The following is a 24,560-nucleotide window of genomic DNA, read 5'->3' as shown; positions in this document are numbered from 1 at the left end:
TAACGAGAGGTGCTGGCGCTGAAATCCGCGCCAGCTCTGGTTTTAGATGAGGTTAACGAAGGTTATCAGGAGAGTGTATCCAACTAGTGCTTAACGATATACATTGTGCGGCTATAGGCCACATCTTCAGGGTTAGTAATCGGATACCCTTTCAGCCACGGTTTAATTAAACGCCCATTAGTGTACTGATAGATCGGCGCAATAGGCGCCTGTTCCATCAGAATTTTCTCCGCAGCGTTATAATCAGCATTCCGCGCTTTTTCTGTATTCTCCAGAGTAGCCTGGGTCAACACTTTATCGTATGCCGGATTATTAAAGCGGGAGATATTGCCCGTATGGGTCGATGTTAATAGCGACAAGAACGTAGAAGGTTCATTGTAGTCACCCACCCAGGAGGCACGGATCACATCAAAGTTGCCGGTATTACGACTATCAATATAGGTTTTCCACTCCTGGTTTTGCAATTTCACGTCAACACCAAGGTTTTTCTTCCACATAGAAGCCACTGCGATAGCAATCTTCTGATGATTTTCTGAGGTGTTGTACAGCAGCGTCAGTTTAAGCGGTTTCTGTGGACCATAGCCCGCCGCACGCAGCAGCGTTTTCGCCTGCGCATTCAATTCTTCCTGACTCATTTGCTCAAACGGTGAAGGTTCAGGCACAAATCCTGCCGTTACATCCGGCGTAAAATGCCATGCAGGCTTCTCACCGGTACCCAGCACCTTCTCCGCCATCAGGCGACGATCGATAGTCATGCTGAGCGCCAGACGCACGCGTGAATCGGCAGTCGGTCCCTTCTGGGTATTAAAGGCATAATAATAAGTACCAAGCTGCGGCGGGGTGTAAACCTGACCCGGGATATCCTTCAACAGTTTCTGGTACATATTTTTCGGGAAGGATTCCGTGATATCAATATCACCAGCAAGATAGCGCTTGGTCGCTGCCGATTCCTGGTTAATTGGCAGGAAGGTTACTTTTTGCAGCACTGTTTTGGCGTTGTCCCAATAATGCGTGTTCGGGACAACTTCCAGTTTTTCGTTCACGACGCGATTTTTTAGCACATAGGCGCCGTTACCAATCAGGTTACCCGGTTTGGTCCACTCTTTGCCGCTCTCAACGTTGGCTTTTTGTACCGGATAAAATGCAAAACTCGCCGTCAGATTGGCAAACCAGGGCAGCGGTTTATCCAGTTGAACTTTCAATGTCCGCGCATCGACAGCACTAACGCCAAGTTTATCAGGCGTGGCTTTGCCATCGATAATAGCCTGAGCATTATTAATACCCGCCAGCGCAGCAAACCAGGCAAACGGCGACAGCGTTTTTGGATCAACCAGACGCTGCCAGCTGTAGACAAAATCCTGCGCCGTTACGGGCGTACCATCCGCCCATTGCGCATTGTCGCGCAGCGTAAACGTCCAGATGCGGTTATCGTTACTCTTCCACTGGGTAGCGACGCCAGGTACGATCTCACCCTTCTCATTCTGGTTGACCAGCCCTTCAAATAAATCACGAATTACCTGAATCTCAGGGAGCCCGACGGCCTTTGCCGGATCAAGCGACGCCGGTTCGTCTTTTATATGACGCACCAGTTCTTGTTTCTCTGCCAGTACCGTTCCGCTGGGAACATCAGCAGCCCAGGATAAAGAAATGCTGCTAACCAACAACGCACAACAGGTTACTGAAACAGAATGCTGCATAAGATACCCTCGATTCCGGCTACTAAGTGAATGTGTAATTATTTGTATCGCCAGCAGGAAATGCAATTAACTTCCGACAAGAAAGTGATATTACACCTGAAAAGATAAGTGTGTGAAAACGATTTGATTATCCATACATTTTGCACAACACTGCGAGTAACAATCCAAGCATTCAGAGATGACTATGACCGTTACCCGTCCCCGTGCCGAGCGCGGCGCATTCCCACCTGGAACCGAACATTACGGACGTTCATTGTTAGGCGCACCGCTAATCTGGTTTCCTGCACTGGCAGCCGATCGTGAAAGCGGCCTGATACTGGCGGGAACGCACGGCGACGAAAACTCCTCGGTCGTTACCCTTTCCTGCGCATTGCGTACGCTTAACCCTTCCCTGCGTCGCCATCATGTGGTGCTAGCCGTAAACCCTGACGGTTGCCAGCTTGGGCTGCGCGCAAATGCGAACGGCGTCGATCTTAACCGTAACTTTCCCGCCGCAAACTGGAAAGCAGGCGAAACGGTGTATCGCTGGAACAGTAGCGCAGAAGAGCGTGATGTGGTGTTGTTGACCGGCGATCATCCGGGCTCGGAACCAGAAACCCAGGCATTGTGTCAGCTTATTCACCGAATTCATCCCGCCTGGGTAGTCTCTTTTCACGATCCACTGGCCTGTATTGAAGATCCCAGAAGCAGCGAGCTGGGCGCGTGGCTGGCACAATCGTTTGAATTGCCTCTGGTCACCAGTGTAGGTTATGAAACGCCCGGCTCTTTTGGTAGCTGGTGCGCAGACCTAAACTTACACTGTATAACCGCCGAATTTCCGCCCATTTCATCGGATGAAGCGAGCGAAAAATACCTGCTGGCCATGTCCAATCTCCTGCGCTGGCACCCTAGAGATGGAGCTGCCCGGTCGTAAAATGCAGGGCTGGCACCGCATCGGTGGCAAGCCACGTTGGGCCATCAAGATCGGCAAAGCTAACCAGTGGCGTAAGGGGTAATGCCGCGCCGATCGCCCGGGAGGTACACAGCATGCAGCCCAGCATCAGCGCAAATCCCTGCTCGCGTGCTTCGGTTGCCAGCGCGAGCGCTTCCGTCAGGCCGCCTGTTTTGTCCAGTTTGATATTGACCATTTCATAGCGTCCGTGCAGCGCTTTCAGACTGCTACGGGTGTGGCAGCTTTCATCTGCGCAGATGGGCAGCGGATGTACAAAATTCTCCAGCGCGGCATCATCCTGCGCCGGCAGCGGCTGCTCCAGCATCGCAACCCCTAAATCAGCCAGCAGCTGACAGCGTGCCGCAAGGCCTTCTGCCCGCCAGGATTCGTTGGCGTCGACAATAATCGTGGCGTCAGGAACAGCTGCACGAATGGCAACCATTCGCTCACTAATCAAGCGAGCATCCAGTTTAACTTTCAGCAATTTCGCGCCATTTTCCCACAGCGCAGCCGCGCTCGCAGCCATTTGTTCCGGCGAGCCAATCACTACGGTTTGCGCCGTAGTCACCACTTCCGCCAGTTCACTTCCCACTAATTCCGCCAGCGACTGCTGCTGTTGACGCGCGCTTAGATCCCACAACGCGCAATCCACGGCATTACGCGCTGCCCCCGCTGGCAGCTGCTTTTGCAGTTCTTCACGCGTCATTCCGTTTTCCAGTTGTGGCGCAATGCTCATAATTTGCGCCAGCACTGAGGCATCGCTTTCACCGTAGCGCGGGTACGGTGTGCACTCGCCTATACCTGTGACGCCGTTTTCTTCCACTTCGACAACCACCACATGCGCTTCGGTCCGGCTCCCACGGGCAATGACAAAGGGAGTGTGCAGCGGCCAGGCTTCCTCATATACCTTAACTGTTCTCATTTGTTTTCCTTAATGCAGTCCCTGAAGCGGATATCCGCAAATAGCGTTTGCCGTGTTAACTGCTGATGGCATAAACTAGCCTCGACGTTAACTATATGTAAACAGGAAGATAACCATGTCACAAACCGTTCATTTCCAGGGCAACCCGGTTGCAGTTGCCGGCTCTATTCCTCAGGCTGGAAGCAAAGCTCAGGCTTTTACCCTTGTGGCTAAAGACCTGTCTGACGTTACGCTGGGCCAGTTCGCAGGCAAGCGCAAAGTGCTGAATATTTTCCCAAGCATTGATACCGGCGTTTGCGCGGCATCGGTACGTAAGTTTAACCAACTGGCGACAGAAATCGACAATACCGTCGTACTGTGCATCTCAGCCGACCTGCCATTTGCCCACTCTCGTTTTTGCGGCGCGGAAGGTCTGAGCAACGTTATCACGCTGTCCACCCTGCGCAACGCTGAATTCCTGAAAAACTACGGTGTTGAAATCGCTGAAGGCCCGCTGAAAGGCCTGGCCGCACGTGCCGTGGTCGTTATTGATGAAAATGATAACGTTGTTTTCAGCCAGCTGGTCAATGAAATCACCAACGAACCAGACTACACCGCTGCGCTGGACGTACTGAAAGCGTAAGCTGCGTCTGCATACAAAAATGCCTCCGCATGGAGGCATTTTCATTTACGGCATTACTCTTCGCTTTTTTTCTGCTGGCTCAGTCCATACTCACGCAATTTGTTAGCAATCGCAGTATGCGAAACACCTAGGCGCTTGGCCAGCTTGCGCGTGCTGGGATAATTCATATACAGCTGCGTCAACACGGAGCGTTCAAAGCGGCTGGTGATTTCATCCAGCGACCCTTCCATCACCTCTTCTCCGACAGCAACCGTTGCCGCATCGTAATCCGGCAGCAAAATATCCTGTGGTCGCAGCTCATAGCCTTCTAGCTGGGTCAGAGCCCGGTAGATCGCATTTTTAAGCTGACGCACGTTGCCCGGCCAACCATAACGAGTTAGTACCGTGCTGAGATCTGCGGACAGTTTCGGACGCGGCACGCCCTGCTCGTCGGCAAAACGCGCCACAAACAGTTCGGTAAGCGGCATAATATCTTGTGGGCAATCGCGCAGCGGCGGCAGGTTTAGCGTTAGTACATTCAGACGATAATAGAGGTCTTCACGGAAAAGTCCTTTCTGCACCAGTTCCACAAGGTTCTTTTGCGTTGCGCAAATCACGCGAACATCAACATGAACTTCGTGATCTTCTCCCACACGACGGAACGTGCCGTCATTGAGAAAACGCAGCAATTTGGTCTGCATACGCGGCGACATTTCGCCAATTTCATCTAACAGAACCGAACCGCCATTCGCCTGCTCAAAGAAGCCTTTTTTACCTTCCGGCGCATGGCCAAACAGCTCGCTTTCAACCGCATCTTCAGGAATTGACGCGCAGTTCAGCGCCAGATACGGTTTTGACGCACGCGGACTTGCCAGGTGGCAGGCATGAGCAAAGAGATCTTTGCCGGTGCCGGTATTACCGGTAATCAGCAGCGGCGCGCTCAACGTCGCCAGCTTGCGCGCCTGTTCCACCACGTGTTTCATTTTGGCGCTGACGGCAATAATCTGGCTAAACGCGCTGAGATCCTGCGTAGTCATATTTTGCAGCTGGCGTCCCATTCGGATAGTGGAGCGCAACATCACCACCGCACCGGTCAGCATCTGCTCCTGATTTTCGCCCTGCAAATGGACAGGCGTAATTTCCATCAGGAAATTCTGTCCGTTAATCACGACATGTTCGCTATGGGAATCCTGCGGATTGCTTTCCAGCCAGCGCTGGAAGTTAAACCCATTGATTAACTGGGCAGCGGTATGATTGCGCATCCGTTCCTGACTGTGGGCGAAAAGCTGACAGCTCGCAGGATTCGCCATCTCGATTTTGCTTTTCATATCCAGAGAAAGGACCGGTTCTGGTAGCGCCTCAAGCAGCGCGCTCAGCGCAAGATGTTCACGCTCTGAAGGCATCCAGGGTACAGTACGCACATCCGTAACGCCTGATATACGGCGGATTTCAGCCATCAGACTGCTGAAGTTGGTGAACTCCAGCTCAGCAAAATTAAGGTAAATTCGCCCGATGGGGTCAATCTCGATACCGCGTAAATCAATGCTTCTCAGCACCAGTAAATCGAGCAGTTCGCGGGTCAGACCAAGACGGTCTTCACAAAAGACTTCCAAACGCATAGGAACCTTCACCTGGACAAGGGATTATGTGTTAAATGATAAGCCAGTATTTGGTTTGCAGGAAGAACTCTGTCAACAAATATTGACAGCGAGCTGGAAAATTGGGCGCCGGGGCGTAAAGTTAAACGATCGGCGCCTGTTTTATAGTTAACTTTCGCGCGGAGATTTATTCTTTTGTAAGGTCTCTTTCACCTGACCAATCAGTTGGCGGCGGAAATCGCCCAGCCGTGGCTTATCATCATCGATCCACGGCAATGGTCGGCAAAGTTCCATAGCTTTAATGCCCAGACGCGCCGTTAATAACCCCGCGCCAATGCCCTGAGCTGCACGCGTTGATAAGCGGGCGGCTAAATCCTGCGACATCCAGTCCATTCCTACTTCCCGCACCAGTTCACTGGCCCCGGCAAAAGCGATATTCAACAGCACCAGACGGAACAAACGCAGGCGGCTGTAATAACCCAGCTCAATGCCATACAGCGAAGCAATACGATTAATCAGCCGCAGATTGCGCCAGGCGATAAACGCCATATCCACCAGCGCCAGCGGACTGACGGCAATCATCAGTGTGGATTCTGCCGCTGAACGGCTAATCTCGCGCCGGGCTTGCGCATCCAGCACCGGCTGCACCAGATGGGCGTACAGACTAACCACTTCACGATCGTTCTGCGTTTCATGAATTGAGGCATACCAGCGCTGCAATGCCAGATGAGACTGATCGATGCCCGCCTGCTGCGCCAGCTTTTCACAAAATACACGGCCTTTTCCGGTTCCATGGCTGTGGAGCAGATCTCGCGCTTCATCGCGCTCGTGCGCGCGCTGACGCAATCGCCATAGCCGACGCCATTCTGTCGCCACCGATCCAACCCCTGCACCGATAATCAATGCGCCTGCGGCACATCCTCCCAGCGCGACCCAGTCCTGAGTCTGCCAGGCATTCATGGTCCACTGCACACCCTGAGCGACAACGCTCACGCCAAACAGCGCCAGGCCACCCATCACCATCTTACGCCACAGACTACGTTTAGGGCGAAGGGCCGCATCAATAACGGCTTCTGCCTGACCTTCGTCTTCCAGTGGTTCATCCACTGTCGCCGGAGAAAAAGTCTGCGCCTCCGTTTCGTTAAACATCTGCTGCGCTTTAAACGCCGCATTTTGTTCCTCGTCCAGCGGACCTGAGAAATCGATACGCGGTTTTAACGGCTCGCTCATCGCAATTTATCTCCTATTAAAAACTCCAGCGCGGCATCAAGACGGATATGCGGTAAGGGCTTATCGACATCCATCACCTGCGGGCGAAACGCCTCAAACTGAAAGCCCTGGTTGTCCCAAAATGCCTGTCCAGGTAAACGCGCGGGCACTTCCCCCGGATAAACGGTTAGCGGTTCGCCATCGCTCAGACGATTACCACGCAGCGCGGGGATCTTTTCACCTTTCACATCGATAAGGCCGCTGGTGGTTGCCTGCACCGATGCCAGGCCCAGACAATCCATGCTGATACCTTCGAACGCAGCGTTTTGCCAGGCATCCTGGATCAACTGCTGTAAAAGCGACACCATATTGGCGTGCTGATCGACCGTGACATGGTCAGCTTTGGTGGCGGCAAACAGCAGTTTGTCGATCACCGGAGAAAACAGCCGACGAAACAGCGTGCGCTGTCCATAATGGAAACTTTGCATCAGTTGGGTCAGCGCCAGACGCATGTCGTTAAACGCCTGTGGCCCGCTGTTGAGCGGTTGCAGGCAATCGACCAGCACAATCTGACGATCAAAGCGCAGGAAGTGATTCTTATAAAATCCCTTCACGACTTTTTCACAGTAGTAATTAAACCTGTCGCGCAGCATGCCCGCATTGGTGTGTTTATCTGCCTGCGCCAGCTTCGATTCTCCCCAGGCATCGACGTCCGGCCACGGGAAGAATTGCAACGCAGGCGCGCCCGCCATATCTCCTGGCAGAACAAAACGGCCCGGCTGAATAAAGTGCAGTCCCTGCTGCTTGCATTGATGCAGATACTCCGTCCAGGCAGCAGCAATTTCCGCCAGACGGTTTTCGTCAGCAGGTGCCAGTGGATCCAGCCCGTGGCTTAACTGCCGCCATTTTGCCGACCATTCGCCACGCTGGCCCTGTAATAATCCGGTCATTTGCCGCGACCAGCTCAAATAATCCTGGGCCAGCATCGGTAAATCGAGCAGCCACTCCCCCGGATAATCGACGATTTCCAGGTACAGCGTGGAGGTGTCTTTAAAGTGGCGCAGTAATGAGTCATTAGACTTGTAACGCAGTGCCAGACGAATTTCACTCACACCGCGCGTTGGTGTCGGCCAGGTCGGCGGAGAGCCATACAGCTGCGCCAGTCCTTCATCATAGGTAAAGCGCGGAATACCAAAATCGCGTTGTGGAACCCGTTTCACGCCAAGCAGACGCTCTTCGCGCACGCAACTGAGCAACGGCAAACGCGCACCGGCATGAATATTGAGTAACTGATTTACCATTGCGGTGATAAACGCCGTCTTACCACTCCGGCTAAGTCCGGTGACAGCCAGGCGCAAATGCCGGTCTACGCCACGATTAACCAGCGAATTGAATTCATTTTTAAGTCGCTTCATCGCCATCCCGTTTTGCTGAAGGAACCGAAGAAATTATAACAAACAGGAAGTAAAGATAGGGGGCAATTCTTACTTATCAACTACCTGAGCTGTATCAGGCGGCATTATTCTTACCGCCTGTAGCAGAATGAATGTGGGCGGTTTATTTATTCTCTACTTTAGGAAGCGCTATCTGATTGATGCCACCTTCGTTGGTCACCTGCGTGTAGCCCATTTCAGTCAGCATATCTTTCGCCTGCCCTGATTGACGCCCGGAGTTGCAATAGAGCTTCACGGTATCGTTCTTATCTGGAACTTCAGTTACGATACGCGCCTTGATCTCTTTTAACGGGATGTTGACAGCCCCCTGAATATGCTGCTGTTGGTACTGTTCAGGAACGCGAACATCAATCCAGTGCTCGGCAGCATAAACCGGCATGCCAATAACCAGTGCCAACGCTAATACGCTTTTCTTCAACATAATATCTTCCTGACTGATAGTTGGATTTAACCCTTACACTATACGCCAGTTCTTAAGAAAATATTGCGACCGCATTATCACCGTCCGCACCCGTGGACGATTGTTCCTCAGCACGCACATAGTGCGGTTAGCCTTTTGATTTTCCTACTCGCATTCCGAGATTGTTGTCATTCGCCACTTAACTCCATAATATGTCCGCCATTGACTCTCGGACGGAGCTTGGGATCTATGTCTCCTACCATTTATGATATTGCACGAGCCGCTGGTGTATCAAAATCCACGGTATCGCGCGTGCTTAACAAGCAAACCAACATCTCGCCGGAGGCGCTTGAAAAGGTGCTGCGCGCAATTGATGAGTTACAGTATCAGCCTAATAAACTAGCTCGCGCGCTTACCTCTTCCGGATTTGATGCAATAATGGTGATATCTACCCGTTCTGCAAAAACAACTGCCGGTAATCCGTTTTTCTCTGAAGTATTGCATGCAATTACTGCCAAGGCTGAAGAAGTCGGTTTTGATGTCATATTGCAGACGTCGCGAAGCACCGAAGATGATTTACAAAAATGTGAGAGCAAAATTAAGCAGAAGTTGATCAAAGGGATCATTATGCTGAGCTCTCCTGCCGATGAATCATTTTTTGCTCGGTTGGATAAATACAACGTCCCGGTTGTGGTTATCGGGAAGGTTGAAGGTGACTACACTAATGTCTATTCTGTAGACACCGATAATTATCGCGACAGTATTACGCTGACAAATGCACTGATTGAGAGTGGCCACCGTAATATAGCCTGTTTGCATGCACCGCTTGACGTTCATGTTTCTATCGATCGCGTTAACGGTTATAAAGCCAGCCTGCAGGCACATAACATTAAAATGCGCGATGAGTGGGTTATTGACGGGGGGTATACTCATGAAACCGCCCTACTTGCTTCTCGAAAATTACTGAGTCAGCAACCGTTACCCGATGCCGTATTTGCGACAGACAGCTTAAAGTTAATGAGTTTATATCGCGTAGCGGCCGAGAAAAACATTTCCATCCCAAAACAACTTGCCGTTGTAGGCTATAGTAATGAGCTACTTTCTTTTATGCTCACACCAGTTCCTGGTGGAATTGATGTACCTACTCAGCAGTTGGGTGAGCAAAGTTGTAATTTATTATTTAATCTGATTGCAGGTGAAAAAGGATTACAGAATATCACGGTGAGCACGCAAATATCGTTGGCGGACTCACTGGTGTAAAAACAGGGGCATAATAATGCCCCTGTTCATTTTTAGAATGCGTAGTTCACGCCTATGCCAGCATAATGGAACCTGTCGCTTTCACCTTCGTCATGATCTTCCCATTCATAAGCATACTCCAGAGACATTGATAAACCGTTCTGGAAATCATACGCATACAATAAACCGAGGCGATTGAAATCATGGCCTTCGCGTTCAGGATCATCCTGCCAGTCCCAGTTTGACCAGCGATCAAGCCCGATACGGGTATACGGCGTCAGGGTTGTATTGCCGAAGGACAGAGGCAGATAAGCCCGAATTTCCTGGGTTGAGAACTCACCATTATTACGCGAATCTGCCAGATTAAAGCCACGTTCAAGGTAATAGTTGACCGTTAACCCTACTGTTTCGTTAAACGTATAATTCAACCCGCTCTCACTTTCGACGCGGCTATCAGAGTAGCCAGTGGTGCTCAAATCATTAACGAATTGATACATCGCAAACCAGCCGCTAAAGCGCAGATCATCGGTAAGTTTAACATCCCAATCTGGCTGCACTTTCCAGCGCTGCATATTAGCTGTGTCTTTTCCGGGTTCATTGACATAGTGATAACCGTAATTACGGAAGCCACCGGTCAGGCCGAAATTAACATTCTCGCTTTCAAGGAATTGATAGCGGACTTCCAGTTCAGGGCGGTCAAACCACGTACCGCGCTTACCCTCGCTGTAATCAACCGGTCCTTCCTGGTAATAGGCCAGTGATATTTTCCACGGTCCATTGGACGCATTAAAATAGACGGACGGCTCAGCCAGTCCATCCATATCTTCGCCCTGACCTTCAACGTTTTCTATTTCGTACATAGCTCCGATATTAAAGTGCCAGTCATTCTTTTCAGCAGCCTGCGCGCAGGCCATTCCTGCGCTCATAATCAGCGCAGTCGCGGACAGTAGGGTTTTCATTATTATTCCTTGTTAAAATACTCGCAAAAATGCCCCAAGGCTTGGGGGGGATATCCCCCCGAAATTTTATTGAATAGCCACTTCAGTTTCAGCATCAAAGAAATGGCATTTCGCCATATCAAAATGAATAGTGATATTTTCTCCTGCGTGATAATCATTCACTGCACCGGCACGGACCACCAACTCATGCCCCCCAACAATGGTATAAAGCATAAATTCAGCGCCAGTGAGTTCTGCAACGCTAATTTTTGCCGATACACTATTTTCATTATTAAGCTGCGGATGGATATCCTCAGGGCGAATACCCAGCGTGATCGCCTGATGTTCATAACCCTGCGTTTTTAATTGTGCTAATTTATTCTCTGGAATCGTTAATTTTAGTGTTTCAGTAACAAACTTATCACCGTCAATCGCGCCACGAATAAAGTTCATGGCCGGTGAGCCAATAAATCCTGCGACAAACATATTTGCTGGGTGGTTATAAACTGTTTTCGGCGCACCGACCTGCTGAACAATACCATCCTTCATAATCACAATACGCGTCGCCATCGTCATGGCTTCTGTTTGATCGTGGGTAACATATATCATGGTGGTATTGAGTTTCTGATGCAGCTTGCTTATTTCTGCCCGCATCTGTACGCGAAGTTTGGCATCGAGATTCGATAAGGGTTCATCCATCAGGAAGACCCCTGCCTCACGAACAATCGCACGCCCAAGTGCCACACGTTGACGCTGACCACCGGATAACGCACCCGGTTTACGTTGCAGATAATCGCGCAGGCCAAGGATTTGCGCCGCCCAGTTGACACGTTCCTCAATCACTGCAGGGGCAATTTTCTGCATTTTCAGGCCAAACGCCATGTTGTCATAGACTGTCATGTGCGGGTACAACGCATAGTTCTGAAAGACCATCGCAATGTTGCGCGATTTCGCCGGCACATCGTTCATCCGTTTACCGTCAATCAGCAGATCGCCACCGCTGATCTCCTCCAGACCGGCGATCATGCGCAACGTCGTTGACTTCCCACAGCCTGAAGGGCCAACAAAAACAATAAACTCTTTATCTTCAATTTCCAGATTGAAGTCTTTAACGACGTGTACCTGGTTGTCGTAAATTTTTTGAATGTGTTGCAACGAAAGCTGTGCCATGTTGAATCCTTTACTTGTCGTGTTGCCAGAGAGCCGATAAGCACGGCCACGTCAGAAATTCGGTTGAAGGAAGTTGCAAGCTTGCTCCGTTCAGCCCCGTACCAATGCCAACAGAGAGCATGCCGCAGGCGTTGATCGCATCAATACCCGCCTGAGCATCTTCTATGCCAATGCACTGCTGCGGGTCAGCGCCAAGGCCCGCACAGGCTGCCAGAAAAATCTCCGGATCCGGTTTCGAGCGAGAAATTAACGCGGCATCCGCACAGAAATCAAAATAAGATTTAAGATCAAGCGCTTGTAAAATCGCAGGGGCATTGAGCGACACAGAGGCCAGCCCCACCGGAATCCGTTCTTCCCGCAACGTCATCAGCAGCTCACGTATTCCCGGCAATACCGAGTTCACCGTCAACTGGCGCAAAGAATGGACATATAGTCTGTTTTTTCTCTCGGCCAATTGTGCGCAAACCTCAGGTGTAAACTCCCCCGCTTTCCCGCCATATTGCAAAATACGCTGTAGCGATTCGCCGCGACTAATCCCTTTCAGGCTGTCATTAAATGCCTCGTCAATCGCAATCCCTATTTCACCGGCTACCTGCAGCCAGGCGAGAAAATGCAGATGTGCAGTGTCGGTAATCACGCCATCTAAATCAAAAATGATGGCCTGTGGTTTGAGGATCATTCATCACCCCTTTCTGTGGTAGCGGTCCCATAAGTGGGCGAAATAATGGCGTCATTGCAGATAACTATCTCCCCCTGAAAAGAGATCTTTTCCCCTTTTACCCAAAGAGTAATCTGCTCGGCGCTGTTAATGCGGATTTCAGTTGCATTGATGGTTACCTGCAAATCGATACCCTGCCAGCGCAGTGGGAAAGACAGTGTTTGCCAATGTTCCGGTAATGCAGGGGCAAGATGTAACTCCCCATGGCGAACATTCACTCCGGCAAATCCCTGGATAGCGCCCAACCAGATTGCGCCCGTTGCCGCCGCATGAATACCATCATCGCAGCTGTGCGGGTCATCCCCGAGATCGATTAGCGAACCTTCGCGCCAAAACCGATACCCCTGAGCCGAATCACCACAACGCGCAGCCACAATCCCGTGAATCGCCTTACTCAAAGAGGAGTCGTGAATCGTACGTGGCTCGTAATAACGCAGGTTAGCCAGACAGGTTTGCGGGCTAAATTGCTCCGGCAACATGTAGGTCAGCATCACGACATCAGCCTGTTTGAGAATTTGCATCTCATTGACTTCTGCACGGGAGTAATCGAGCAAAATGGTCTGCTTGCCCGCTTTGGCTTTGTACTGCGACAGATCGATAACCGGTTTGTTCAGGAAGGTATCATCCTGAGGAAGCACGCCATCGGGCTGCACTTCCGGTCGCCAGAGATACTGTAAAAAATGCTCTGCGCGATGAATAAACGTGTCATCGCCACAGCCCAACCGACGGGCAAAACCCAGCGCCTGCTCTACGTTGTACCTAGCCATGTAGTTGGTGAACGCATTGTTGTTCACATGCTCAGTGTATTCATCCGGGCCAATCACATCGTGGATCTCTAAACGATCGTTGACCATGACAGCCCTGCTAATCCAGAACTTCGCCGTTTCCAGCAGTAGCGTCATGCCCTCACGGGTCATGAAGTTTAGATCCCCTGTGGCATGCCAGTAATTGATTACCGCCCAGGCAACATCCGCCACGAGGTGATGTTCAGCCTGTGCGGAGGCCACTTTTTGCCGCAGCCCGGTACGGATGTTGATCGCCGCGAATTCAGGCGTTTCCTCATCACCGCTGCGAGCGCTTTCCCACGGGAACAACGCGCCCTGCCAACCGTTACGGCGGGCTTTCTCACGCGCGCCCGGCAAATTATGCCAGCGGTAACGCAATAGACCTCTCGCGGTTTTCGGTTCGGTAAACAAGTGAAACGGTAACAAAAAGACCTCAGTATCCCAGAAGATGTGGCCTTTATACCCTTCCCCCGTCAGACCTTTGGCCGCAATACTGCTGCGCTCATCATGGACTGGGGTCATCACACGCAGATGATAGAGCGCATAGTCCAGCGCACGCTGATCGCTAATATCAGAGCTGGTAACCTGAACGCGACGAGTTTGCCACCAGGCATGCCAGTTGGCGCTCGACTCAGCCAACAGAGCGTCATATCCCTGTTGCGCGCATGCTTCAATGTTACGCAGCGACTGGCGTCCCCAGGTCTCAAGCGACAGGTTGCGTTCGCTCGTCCAGTCAACCCAACTCATTTTCGTCAGCGTGACGCGCTGCCCGGCTTGCGCCTGCACGGTGTTGTGTTGTAACAACCGACGTTCTTTCGCGGTGAAGCAGCGCTGCGCTGCGCCGTCGACGTCACAATATGAGGTGATCGCGATATCGTTGCGATTGTCCTGGGTTGTGTAAATGCCCTGCAGAAGATGCTGACCAAATACTCTAATCTGTGTTTCATCCAGATGCTGACGACCATGATTGGTGATCGTGGCATCAATACCGGTTGAGATACCAATGCTGGCATCGGCATCCAGTGGCGTTACGACCACTTCCATAGCAAACAGCGGCAGCTTCTGTGCTGAGACAAACCGCCGACTCTCAATAGCGAAACGCGCCCCGCCAGGCGCATGCCAGATAAGCGCACGGCGCAATTCCCCGCTGGCAAAATCCAGTTCGCGATGCCAGCTTTCAATCACGCCGCTGGTTAGCGAGAAAATCTCGCCATTAAGCGTGATCTCCACTCCGACTACATCGGGTAGATTAACCAGTTCATTAATTTCGCCTTTACCCGCACGGTGATACAACCCAGCCAGATACATGCCACGAGTCTGTAAGGTGTAAGCTTCCTCGTGGCTGGCGCGAATTCCCATATACCCGTTACCGGTCGTCATGAGTGACGCATATTTATTCAGGCTGTGTGGGCAAAAAGCCGGTTCAGTTAGCATTACTGGCTTCGTCATAAGTCTACGTAGGTCCCTGTTTCAGCCGATTGGTACAGTGCGGCAACCAGTTGTTGAATAACGACGCCCTGCTCTGCGTCAGCAATAGTGACAGGCTCGCCCTGGACATGGTTAACGAAGGCTTCCATGCTGCGATAATGACGGTTGTCATCAGCCATCTCGCGCGCAAGCAGCACGTCAAGCGTACCATCACGGTCGGTGTAAACCTGGGCCGGGAATAACGTCGCCCCCGCCAAATCGCCGCAGAAATTAACGTTCATAATCGATTGTTCAGGAATATTCAGCGCGAAAGAGGTTTCCAGGCGCAGGATACCGCCGTTATGAAATTCAATCGTGCCGAACAAAGAATCCTCCACGGTATATGTAGTGGGATCCCATTTCCCAAACTGACCGCTGTTTTTAATCGTGCCAATGCGTTGATAGCTGTGCGCGTTAACACGCTTTACCGCCGGGAACCCCAGCACATACATGGCGGCGTCAAGCATATGAATACCGAGATCAATCAGCGGCCCGCCGCCCTGCAGTTCTTTGTTGGTAAACACTCCCCAGCCGGGCACGCCGCAGCGGCGCAAAGCGCGGACATTGGTGACATAGATTTCACCCAGAATACCGGCCATCACCTGCTCACGAAGTAGTTGCGTATCCAGCGCAAAACGATGATGAAAATCATAAGCCAGTACTTTTCCCACCCGACGCGCCGTTTTACACATTTCCAACGCCTCGTCTGGCGTCATTGCCGGAGGTTTCTCGCACATCACATGGCATCCAGCGTTCAATGCCAACATGGTGTGTTCATAATGAAAGCGATTGGGCGAGCAGATGCTGACGATATCTGGCTTAGCTTCGCGTAACATCGTTTGCGGATCGTCCCAAACCTGCGGATTACCGTATTTTTCTGCAAACAACCGCGCCTGTGACAGGCGGCTGTCGCAGACAGCCACCAGTTCCAGATCGTTGCGGGTGCAGTAGTACGAAGCATGAACTTTATCCGCCACCTGCCCGGCACCAATAATGGCGACACGTAACGGAGCGCTTGTCAGTGCACTTTTCACGGAAATCCTCTTAGCAAGTACGCAGCCAGGCCAGTGACTGACGATACGCTTCCGGCAGATTCTCTGCTCGTACGCGCCCTTCGTACACAACGTAGCCCTGATAATTATCTTCACGTAACTGGTCAAACAGTGCAGTGAAATCCAGCGTACCGCTTCCCGGCTGATAACGATGGTTATCCGCAATATGGACGTGACCCAGCAGATCGCGATTGTCGTGCAGCGCCTGTGCCATATCGTCTTCTTCGATATTCATATGGTAAAAATCACCAATGATTTGCACATGCTTCAGATTATTTTCCACGATATAGCGACGGGCATCCGCCAGGGTGTTGATCATATGATCCTGATAGCGGTTGAGCGGTTCCAGATACACCACCGTACCCGTACGCTGGGCAACTTTATCAAGATAAATCAATGAATCACTGATAGCTTTACGATCGCCTTCCTGGCTACGCGGAGAGGTCATCGGCGGTAGGCGGAATGTAAACATGCCCCATGCAGCAGGTACAATAATGCCTTGTCCGCCAACTTCGGCCAGCGCTTCGAGAATGCGGGTAATCTGCCGCAACCCGTTTAAACGACGCTCTTCGATAAAATCACCGATCCAACCGTCATATCCTCCACAGGCAGTGGTAACAGGCAAACCTGTTTCTTTGATCGCCGCTTTTACTTCATCAAGGTTATTGACCAGCAACTTACCGTCAATTTCAAAACCGTCGAATCCCATCTCTTTGATGTAACGGAATTTCTCGAGAATATTTTCCGGGAAAAAAGCCTGATTCTGTGTTCCAATTTTCATCTTCTGCATTCCTTAATTAAAACGTCACACCCATTTTGATGCTCTTTTCCGGATGGCGATCGACATACTGCATATAGCTTTCCGGGCTGCTGGCGAAAGTCACTACCGGGTCGATCAGTTCTTCACAGTTCAGGTAACCGTTCATCAACAGTTCCCAGCAGGTCTCCTCAATACGCTTGCGGCTCCAGCGCGGATAATCTGGATTCGGTTCACTGCAGGCGCGAGAGAAGACAATTTTGGCGTTGTTGAAGTGCGCTTCACGCCCCAGGTTGAAACCTTCAGCAAAAGGTTTCGCGAAAGCGACATAGGAAATGGTTCCACCATAGGCCAGACCGCGTAACGCCGACTGCAGCGCATCTGCATAGCCACTGGTTTCGATGATCACATCCGCACCCTGTTTGCCGGTAAGCTTTTTAATTTCCATGCCCACGTCGGTGCCAATCGGATTCAGACAAAAATCAGCGCCATGGCGACGCGCGATATCGCAGCGATGGGCAATCGGATCCACACCAATAACCACTGACGCACCCGCTTTCTTAGCAAGTTGTACGGCGATCTGGCCAATTGCCCCTAACCCGACGATGACAACAAAGTCGCCGACGCGCACATTGGCATCGCGCACACCGCTCATGGCGAACTGTGCCGGGTCATAGCACACGGCATTTTTCCACGAACTGCCTTCAGGCATTTTGCGCAGTTTGTAGTTGTTCACCGCATTAAAAATAACCGTTTCAGCCAGAGGACCGTAGCCGCAAACTGAATCGCCAACGGCGTATTCGGTCACATCGCTGCCACACTCAATAACATCGCCCACCACCATATTGCCAAGCTGGAATTTACCGAATTCGATCCCGCGCGGTGCCCCTTCCGGACGCGGCATAAACATTTGCCATTCACCGTTAAAATCTTCGTCAATAAACGGGCTGGCAGCGCGAAAATCGACCACTTCCGTGCCATGTTTCGGCGCGCCAAATTTAACGCGAACTTTAACTTCATTGGCGGATACCGCTCTGTCTTCATATTCCACCAGCGTTGCAACGCGCGGTTCTGTGGCAACTAACTTCTTCATTTACAACTCCTTAATTAAACTGGCCGCTTAGCCTTTCACGCCGCCAGCGGTCAAACCACTTTTAATAAAACGTTCGGAAAGCGCATACATAATGACCACCGGCAATGCAGTGACTAACGATGCAGCCATCATGCGTCCCCAGATATAGTCAGGTGTACTGAACAGCGCGTTCAGACCGACCGGTAAGGTAAAATTGCTGGCGCTGGAAAGGAAAATCGAAGCAAACAGATAGTCATTCCACGCCACCATAAAGCAGTACACAAAGACCGAAACCAGACCAGACATTGCCAACGGCACGGTAATACGAAAGATGATCTGCAGACGGTTCAACCCATCCATCATCGCAGCTTCTTCGATCTCATCCGGAATGGTGTCGAAATAGCTTTTCAACATGAACACTGCGGTCGGCAGCGTCTGGGTGACCATAGTGATAATCAACGCCATTTCGGTGTCGTAGATGCCGAGTGCCGTAATGATCTTGAATAACGGCACCACCAGCAGGATCCCCGAAAACATGTACACCGTGTAAAAACTGGCATTGATGGTCATTCGTCCCTTAAAACGCAGGCGGGAAAGCGCATACGCCCCGAGCACGCCCAGAAATACCGCCACCACCGAAGAAGTCACCGATACCACCAGGCTATTACGGAAGTAGTCAACAAAGGGGAAAATCATCGGGTTGAAGATGTCGATGTAATGTTCCAGCGTCCATTGCTGCGGTAACAGCGTCGGATGCAGCGAAATCGCCTCTTTTGCGCTTTTAAATGAGGTCATCAGCATCACAAAAAATGGAAATAACGTGATGCCCAGGAAGACAATTAATCCACAGTAAAAGCCAATGCGGCCAAGCGTGCGCTTATTTGTTGCCATTGAGGTTCACCCGTTTTCTGGTCAGCAGGATAACAGCGAAAATGATGACGAAGAGGACAACAGAAATCGCGGCCGCTTTACCTAAGTCATTAAATGCAAACGCTGTTTTATAGAGATAGACCCCGAGAATATCGACTTTAGTGGTCAGCAGATAAACATCGGCGAACATATAAAACATCCAGATCGTACGCAGCGTGACTACGGTCGCCAGCACCGGCATGATCGCTGGCAGCGTGACGATGCGAAACCGTTGCCAGGCGTTCGCGCCATCCATTTCTGCCGCCTCATACAACGATTTATCAATAGTCTGTAAAATCGCCAGAAACGAGATAAAGGCATACGGGAAGTAGCGCCAGATGGCGAACAACACGACCAGCGCGAAGCTGCTACCGGGATTGTCGAACCACAGCGGAGCCTGATCGTAGAGATGCAACAGATCCACGCCGAGGTAGTTCACAATGCCGTAGCCGTTGTTGAACATGTATTTCCAGGCAAACACCAGCGAAATTGATGGCGTTACGTAAGAGAGGATGACCAGTGAGCGCGCCGTTTTCCGCAGACGAAACTCACGGTTAAAAAACATCGCCACTCCCAGCCCCAGCACCGTGCTCCCTGCCACAACCAGCGCGGTATACCAGACCGTCATCCACAGCGAATGCCAGAATCCGGGATCGGATAAGATACGGATATAGTTGCTCAGCCCGACAAACGTAGACTCAATTTGCGGATTAAGCGGCAAACGCATAAAGCTGATTTCGATGTTAGATATCATTGGCCACGCCACTAAACCGCCCAATAACAGCAAGCTGGGCGCCAGCAGCAGCATGGCAAATGGCATATCAGATCGACCTGAAAAGAACTTATTCATCACGGCTTTCCATTTCCCCATTAGCGCTGTTCAACGAGGTCATCCAGTTTTGTCTGGCTTGCCTTGATGGTCGATGAAAGGTCAGCTTTTCCTACCGTGACGTTGTGCACCATGGTACTCACGATGCCGGAGCCGGTTACGTCGCCCATGCGGGTAAAGTTCTTATCACCGACGGCACCAAAGACCTGAATATTTGGCAGTTCGGCAATCAGTTGATCGGGTAATTCACCCAGCGCTTTGATAACAGCGTTATCTTTCCACGTCGAAGTATTCACCACCGCTTTGTTGACCGGCAGCGCCGCCCCTGGCGACATCATGACCCAGTCCGCAATGTTGTCTGCCTGCTCCATAAAGGTGACAAATTTCTCTGCCGCTTCTGTTTCTTCGGTTTTTTGACCTGCGGTAATGGTCAGCGACGTCAGCATGCCGTAAACAGCGGAATTTTTTTCCGTCGGCACCATAAAGCCAACATTTTTAGGATCGCCCTCTTTGATCACCGCCGGGAGGATATAGGTGGAATAAATCGCCATTGGCGCCGTGCCGTTCATGAAAGCATCTTTGACTTCCATGATGTCGTTCGAGCCAGGCATAGTGTTCATGGCAAGTTGGCGGTAATACTGCAACGCCTGCGCCATTTCAGGTGTGTCGAGCGTAATCTTTCCCTGCGCATCAAAAACGTTGGCCTGGTTAGAGAGCGCAAACTGGGAGAATGACTGTTCGGTCAAAACGCTTTCTGCCGTCGGTAGCGCAATGCCGTATTTCTTACTGCCAGGATTGTTGAGCTTCTGCGCCACGTTTAGCAATTGCTGCCAGTCTTTTGGCTCTTCCAGTCCGGCTTTTGCCAGCACATCTTTGCGGTACCAGATCCCGCCAATCCAGGCGCTGACCGGAACCCCGGTCCATGCACTACCGTCTTCAGTGCGTACAATACGCAGGACACCATCATAAAAAGTACCCTCACCTACACCGTTGATGACCTGCGCTACCGCTTTACGGTCGATGAGGGATTCTTTATCCATAACTTTCGCGTAGTCATGGCTGGTTTCAATGACTTCAGGTAGTGAACCGCTGCGCGCCAGGGTGATGACCTTGGTGTTGTAAGCATCTTCTTCCACAGGAACCTGTTTGACGCTAATGCCCGGGTTTTCTTTTTCAAAACGCTCAATCAGTTTTGCAATGACCGCCTGCCGCTCCTGCTCAACAGAAGAGTGCATAAATTCAATCGCGACAGAGGACTTTTTATCATCCTTACACCCGGAAACCAGGGCGCAGGAAACCAGTGCTGAAATCAGCACAATTTTAGCTTTAAGCATGAAATGTTCCTTTTTATTACTTAACCCACATGACCTGCCAGGCGTACAACGTTAATTCCTTACCGGAAATAGTTTTACCGCTAATCAAATCAACTCCATTTTCTATATCAATACGAATGGTTTGAGTATGACCGCTGACATTAAATAACCCGGTAATTTCCTCACCTGTTTCCGCAGTACGTTTAATTTGCATTACGGCCGGTGTAATACTGTTAATTTGAAAATCACTATCAGGATGAAATGCTTTATTATTACGACGTATTACAATTAGTCGGGATAACTCATGATAAATAGCGTGACGCAAACTGGTTTCATCTGCCAGCTCCGCTTCTATTTGTCTCACCTGATATTTTTTGCGGTTGATCGCGCGGTTATAACCGAACGTCTCAACACCTTTATAATCATTGCGTGATCCAAGTATGCTTTGAATGTAAACCGCCGGCACGCCTGGAAAACTCAGCAAAATGGCATGTGCGAGAATAAAGCGAGAAAACCGTTCGGCATCGCTACAATTACCAGAGGTTAGCGCATCCATATATGTCACGTTAATTTCATACGGGCTGCGACTGCCATCAGGGTTATTTTTCCAGTTAACCAGCGCACCTTCCTGTTGTAGTTCTGTCACCAGCCGCATGATCTCGTCTTCAGGCAACAAACCGCGTAATGGGTTGAGACCAATGCCATCATGTGATGCGAGAAAATTAAACCAGGTTGTCTCACCAGACGGCAGCTCCAGTGATTGCGCCCACTGGCACAATATCGACGTGTCCTGGCGTTGTACCGCATGCAGCACCAGCGGCGGCAGCGAGAACTGGTACACCATATGCGCTTCATCATGGCCATTACCGTAGTAGGACACGTTATCCTTATGCGGGACGTTGGTTTCGGTAATAATCGCCGTACCAGGCGCCGCACAGTCCGCAATAGCGCGGAATAGTTTGATAAGCTGATGCGTTTTTTCCAGATGAATACAGCTCGTTCCAGGCTCTTTCCACATAAAGCCAACCGCATCCAGGCGAACATAATCTGCGCCCTGCTCAAGATAGCTCAGCAGCACATCGACCATCGCCAGTAACACCACCGGGTTGGCATAATTGAGATCGATCTGGTCATCGCTGAACGTCGTCCATAAATGGCGCACGGTGTTATCTTTTAGCGTAAATGGTGTCAGTAACGGTAATGTGCGTGGACGTGTGACGTTGCTCAGGTCCGTATCAGGATCCATTGCAATAAAGAAATTTTCATAACCGTCAAGTTGTTGCAAATAATTATTAAACCACTCGCTTTTAGCTGACATATGGTTACAAACAAAATCAAACATCAGTCGACTGGACTCACCTAATTCCTTAATATCATTCCAGTCACCGGTTTCTTCGGCAACCTGATGGTAATTAATCACGGAAAAACCATCATCCGATGACCACGGATAAAATGGCAGAAGATGCACATGAGAAAATGTCGACTTAAGCCATTCATTATAAAACTGATTAAACGTCGGCAACGGTTTTTTACCAACCCCGTGGAATTGATCGGCGTAGGTAATAAGCACCACATCGCCCTCGTCCCAATGCGCTTTACGGATTTTTTTAATTAATCCCTGTGATTTCTCTAAACGTGCAAACAGCGCTTCATAGTGGCATGAAGTAAATGTATGACCATAAACTTCTGTCAGGCATTTTTGGATTTTTTGGTTCACTTTCGATTCTCGTGGTAGCGGTCCCATGAACCAAGAGACTACTCTGCGGAAAATAAGCTGTCAATTAGCAGAGGTGGTCTGGAGGGGGGTAAAAAAGAATTTTGGCAGCCAAAAAATCGTATTTGTGAGCTGCCGCAAATTAACTGAGGGAATGTTGATTAATTGTTGCTTGCTTTTACTAATTCAAATATCAGGTTCGATTACCGGAATATCGTTTCGACAATTTTGCCGCGGCCCGACTCAACACCGGTTCCAGAACCAACGCCAGCAGCATTTTTAGCGGGCGTCGGGCGACGGATTTCACCGCCCACCCTGCTACCCCCGCCGGGCCGTAGCGAAGCGCCGTTAAAAGCACCAGCTTACCTGCTATTTTAAAGCCCGGCTTAACCCTTTGCCCGGCACGTTGCCAGCGATTGTTCATTTCTAACCTCACAATTGGCGGAAACGACTACGTAAGGAAAAAGTATCGGACGTCACATAACGTTCCATTTCACGCAAACGCTTTTCACTAGCCGCCAACTCGCGATCGACGGCATCCAACAGCTCACCGCTTGATGGCTGCTGCTCGCCGGAAACCACATTGTCCGGCATCGGGTCCAACACAAATGTCAGCACGATATAGGCGACGAAGGTGAAAAAGGCCAGACCAAAAAAGACTGACAGCACCACCAGGATCCGTACCAGCTTCACAGGCACATCGAGATAATGCGCAATACCCGCACAAACCCCCTTCACCATGCCCTGCTGCGGAATACGCCACAGTTTTTTGTTCAGATTAAGGCCTCCCATTAGCGGTCCCTCCAGTTTGGATGTTCAGCATCAAGGATGTCTTCCAGCGCCTGAATGCGCTCGCGCATCCGCTGTGCGTCATCGTTGAGTTCGACCAGACGTTGCTGTTCACTTTGCGACAGTTCGCCACGACTGGAACGGTTGCTGTAATGCAGCCAGAGCCAAATCGGTAAAACAAACAACACAAAGATAGTTAACGGGATAGCCAGAAATAGCGCGCTCATGAGTACTCCTTACAGGTGATGAGCGGCGGCGCGTTCGGGCACCGCCAGATGTTATTATTGCTTGTCTTGCTGCATTTTGGCTTTAAGTTGCGCCAGCTGCTCGCTGATTTCATCATCTGCTTTCAGGTCAGCAAATTGCTGATCCAGGGACTTCTGTTTACCGAAATTATGGCTTTCAGCCTCAGCTTCCATCTGATCGATACGACGTTCGAAAGATTCAAAGCGCGCCATCGCTTCATCAAGTTTACCGCTGTCCAGTTGACGACGAACATCACGTGAAGAACTCGCTGCCTGATGACGTAACATCAGCGCCTGCTGACGAGCACGGGTTTCACTGAGTTTATTTTCCAGCTCACCAATCTCTTTTTTCATACGCGCCAGCGTATCGTCAACCAGCGTGACTTCATGCTCCAGAGAGGCAATCAGGTCAGTCAATTTCTGTTTTTCGATTAACGCAGAACGCGCCAAATCTTCTTTCTCTTTGCGCAGCGCCAGCTCAGCTTTTTCTTGCCACTCTGCCTGTTGCGCGCTGGCCTGTTCGATACGACGAGATAATTGTTTCTTTTCTGCCAGAGCGCGTGCGGAGTTTGAACGCACCTCAACCAGCGTATCTTCCATTTCCTGGATCATTAACCGCACCAGCTTCTGCGGATCTTCAGCCTTTTCCAGCAACGCATTAATGTTGGCGTTCACGATGTCGGCAAAACGAGAAAAAATACCCATAATGTAATCCTCACTTACTGTTCTGATATCGGGCTATGCCCTGCTG

At 50.7% G+C, this 24,560-nt stretch carries 24 protein-coding genes; 3 read left to right on the top strand and 21 right to left on the bottom strand.

Annotated features, from left to right (window positions below):
- Positions 1-83: 83 nt before the first annotated feature.
- Entirely contained in the window at positions 84-1,697 is a 1,614-nt protein-coding gene (gene mppA, locus OGV98_RS08680; protein ID WP_003840789.1) for a murein tripeptide ABC transporter substrate-binding protein MppA, read from the bottom strand.
- Positions 1,698-1,881: 184 nt separating this feature from the next.
- Between mppA and mpaA the strand changes: the two genes are divergently transcribed.
- A complete protein-coding gene (gene mpaA / locus OGV98_RS08675; RefSeq protein ID WP_003020433.1) occupies positions 1,882-2,610 on the top strand; it encodes a murein tripeptide amidase MpaA in 729 nt (242 codons plus the stop codon).
- On the opposite strand, the gene ycjG is transcribed toward mpaA, so the two are convergent.
- Positions 2,585-3,550, bottom strand: coding sequence for an L-Ala-D/L-Glu epimerase (gene ycjG, locus OGV98_RS08670; protein ID WP_003840784.1), 966 nt, complete (start codon positions 3,548-3,550; stop codon positions 2,585-2,587). The genes mpaA and ycjG overlap by 26 nt on opposite strands.
- Before the next feature lie 115 nt (positions 3,551-3,665).
- Here ycjG and tpx point away from each other — a divergent pair, with 115 nt between their 5' ends.
- Entirely contained in the window at positions 3,666-4,172 is a 507-nt protein-coding gene (tpx, locus tag OGV98_RS08665; RefSeq protein ID WP_003020437.1) for a thiol peroxidase, read from the top strand.
- Positions 4,173-4,225: 53 nt separating this feature from the next.
- On the opposite strand, the gene tyrR is transcribed toward tpx, so the two are convergent.
- The 4 genes from tyrR to pspE form a co-directional block, all read right to left on the bottom strand.
- On the bottom strand, positions 4,226-5,770 hold the full coding sequence (gene tyrR / locus OGV98_RS08660; protein WP_032935606.1) for a transcriptional regulator TyrR: 1,545 nt from the start codon (positions 5,768-5,770) through the stop codon (positions 4,226-4,228).
- A 147-nt stretch (positions 5,771-5,917) separates the two neighbouring features.
- Positions 5,918-6,979, bottom strand: coding sequence for a YcjF family protein (locus OGV98_RS08655; protein WP_286551249.1), 1,062 nt, complete (start codon positions 6,977-6,979; stop codon positions 5,918-5,920).
- Entirely contained in the window at positions 6,976-8,373 is a 1,398-nt protein-coding gene (locus OGV98_RS08650) for a YcjX family GTP-binding protein (RefSeq protein ID WP_003020444.1), read from the bottom strand. The genes OGV98_RS08655 and OGV98_RS08650 overlap by 4 nt, the downstream gene beginning before the upstream one ends.
- 142 nt (positions 8,374-8,515) lie before the next feature.
- Positions 8,516-8,833, bottom strand: coding sequence for a thiosulfate sulfurtransferase PspE (gene pspE, locus OGV98_RS08645; protein WP_003020447.1), 318 nt, complete (start codon positions 8,831-8,833; stop codon positions 8,516-8,518).
- Between the two features lie 228 nt (positions 8,834-9,061).
- Between pspE and OGV98_RS08640 the strand changes: the two genes are divergently transcribed.
- Complete coding sequence (locus tag OGV98_RS08640; RefSeq protein WP_003843961.1) at positions 9,062-10,072, top strand: LacI family DNA-binding transcriptional regulator; 1,011 nt, start codon at positions 9,062-9,064, stop codon at positions 10,070-10,072.
- Between the two features lie 32 nt (positions 10,073-10,104).
- Here OGV98_RS08640 and OGV98_RS08635 read toward each other — a convergent pair whose 3' ends face one another.
- The 15 genes from OGV98_RS08635 to pspA all read right to left on the bottom strand — a co-directional run bounded on the left by OGV98_RS08635 (position 10,105) and on the right by pspA (position 24,514).
- Positions 10,105-11,010 carry an OmpG family monomeric porin gene (locus OGV98_RS08635; RefSeq protein ID WP_046670756.1) on the bottom strand — a complete coding sequence of 302 codons (906 nt, stop codon included), beginning with the start codon at positions 11,008-11,010 and terminating at the stop codon, positions 10,105-10,107.
- A 66-nt stretch (positions 11,011-11,076) separates the two neighbouring features.
- The gene (locus OGV98_RS08630) at positions 11,077-12,159 is read right to left on the bottom strand and encodes an ABC transporter ATP-binding protein (protein ID WP_044700116.1); all 1,083 of its coding nucleotides are present in this window, start codon (positions 12,157-12,159) and stop codon (positions 11,077-11,079) included.
- Positions 12,160-12,169: 10 nt separating this feature from the next.
- Complete coding sequence (gene pgmB, locus OGV98_RS08625) at positions 12,170-12,838, bottom strand: beta-phosphoglucomutase (protein ID WP_057101436.1); 669 nt, start codon at positions 12,836-12,838, stop codon at positions 12,170-12,172.
- Positions 12,835-15,111, bottom strand: coding sequence for a glycoside hydrolase family 65 protein (locus OGV98_RS08620; RefSeq protein WP_121571780.1), 2,277 nt, complete (start codon positions 15,109-15,111; stop codon positions 12,835-12,837). The genes pgmB and OGV98_RS08620 overlap by 4 nt, the downstream gene beginning before the upstream one ends.
- Positions 15,108-16,163: a D-glucoside 3-dehydrogenase gene (ycjS, locus tag OGV98_RS08615; protein WP_046670758.1), complete on the bottom strand. Its 1,056-nt coding sequence runs from the start codon at positions 16,161-16,163 to the stop codon at positions 15,108-15,110. The genes OGV98_RS08620 and ycjS overlap by 4 nt, the downstream gene beginning before the upstream one ends.
- Positions 16,164-16,173: 10 nt before the next feature.
- A complete protein-coding gene (gene ycjR, locus OGV98_RS08610; RefSeq protein WP_003843971.1) occupies positions 16,174-16,962 on the bottom strand; it encodes a 3-dehydro-D-guloside 4-epimerase in 789 nt (262 codons plus the stop codon).
- Positions 16,963-16,978: 16 nt separating this feature from the next.
- Positions 16,979-18,031 (bottom strand): D-guloside 3-dehydrogenase, encoded by a 1,053-nt coding sequence (gene ycjQ / locus OGV98_RS08605; protein ID WP_286551246.1) that lies wholly within the window; start codon positions 18,029-18,031, stop codon positions 16,979-16,981.
- Between the two features lie 27 nt (positions 18,032-18,058).
- Entirely contained in the window at positions 18,059-18,901 is an 843-nt protein-coding gene (locus OGV98_RS08600; protein ID WP_003020474.1) for a carbohydrate ABC transporter permease, read from the bottom strand.
- Positions 18,888-19,769, bottom strand: a complete 882-nt coding sequence (locus OGV98_RS08595; protein WP_003840754.1) for a carbohydrate ABC transporter permease — start codon at positions 19,767-19,769, stop codon at positions 18,888-18,890. The genes OGV98_RS08600 and OGV98_RS08595 overlap by 14 nt, the downstream gene beginning before the upstream one ends.
- Before the next feature lie 20 nt (positions 19,770-19,789).
- Positions 19,790-21,082: an ABC transporter substrate-binding protein gene (locus OGV98_RS08590; RefSeq protein WP_003840753.1), complete on the bottom strand. Its 1,293-nt coding sequence runs from the start codon at positions 21,080-21,082 to the stop codon at positions 19,790-19,792.
- Positions 21,083-21,098: 16 nt separating this feature from the next.
- Positions 21,099-22,805 (bottom strand): sugar phosphorylase, encoded by a 1,707-nt coding sequence (locus OGV98_RS08585; protein WP_247608203.1) that lies wholly within the window; start codon positions 22,803-22,805, stop codon positions 21,099-21,101.
- A gap of 163 nt (positions 22,806-22,968) precedes the next feature.
- Positions 22,969-23,199 (bottom strand): phage shock protein PspD, encoded by a 231-nt coding sequence (gene pspD / locus OGV98_RS08580; protein ID WP_003020493.1) that lies wholly within the window; start codon positions 23,197-23,199, stop codon positions 22,969-22,971.
- 8 nt (positions 23,200-23,207) lie between these two features.
- Positions 23,208-23,567, bottom strand: coding sequence for an envelope stress response membrane protein PspC (gene pspC / locus OGV98_RS08575; protein ID WP_202581286.1), 360 nt, complete (start codon positions 23,565-23,567; stop codon positions 23,208-23,210).
- Positions 23,567-23,791, bottom strand: a complete 225-nt coding sequence (gene pspB, locus OGV98_RS08570; RefSeq protein WP_003020509.1) for an envelope stress response membrane protein PspB — start codon at positions 23,789-23,791, stop codon at positions 23,567-23,569. The genes pspC and pspB overlap by 1 nt, the downstream gene beginning before the upstream one ends.
- Positions 23,792-23,845: 54 nt before the next feature.
- Positions 23,846-24,514, bottom strand: a complete 669-nt coding sequence (gene pspA / locus OGV98_RS08565; RefSeq protein ID WP_003020532.1) for a phage shock protein PspA — start codon at positions 24,512-24,514, stop codon at positions 23,846-23,848.
- Between the last annotated feature and the right edge of the window lie 46 nt (positions 24,515-24,560).

This window comes from Citrobacter sp. Cf136, assembly GCF_030333815.1.
In the GTDB taxonomy this organism is placed as follows: Bacteria; Pseudomonadota; Gammaproteobacteria; order Enterobacterales; family Enterobacteriaceae; genus Citrobacter; species Citrobacter freundii.
Note: the sequence above shows the minus strand (reverse complement) of the source record. Positions and strands in the feature narration are given on the sequence as shown.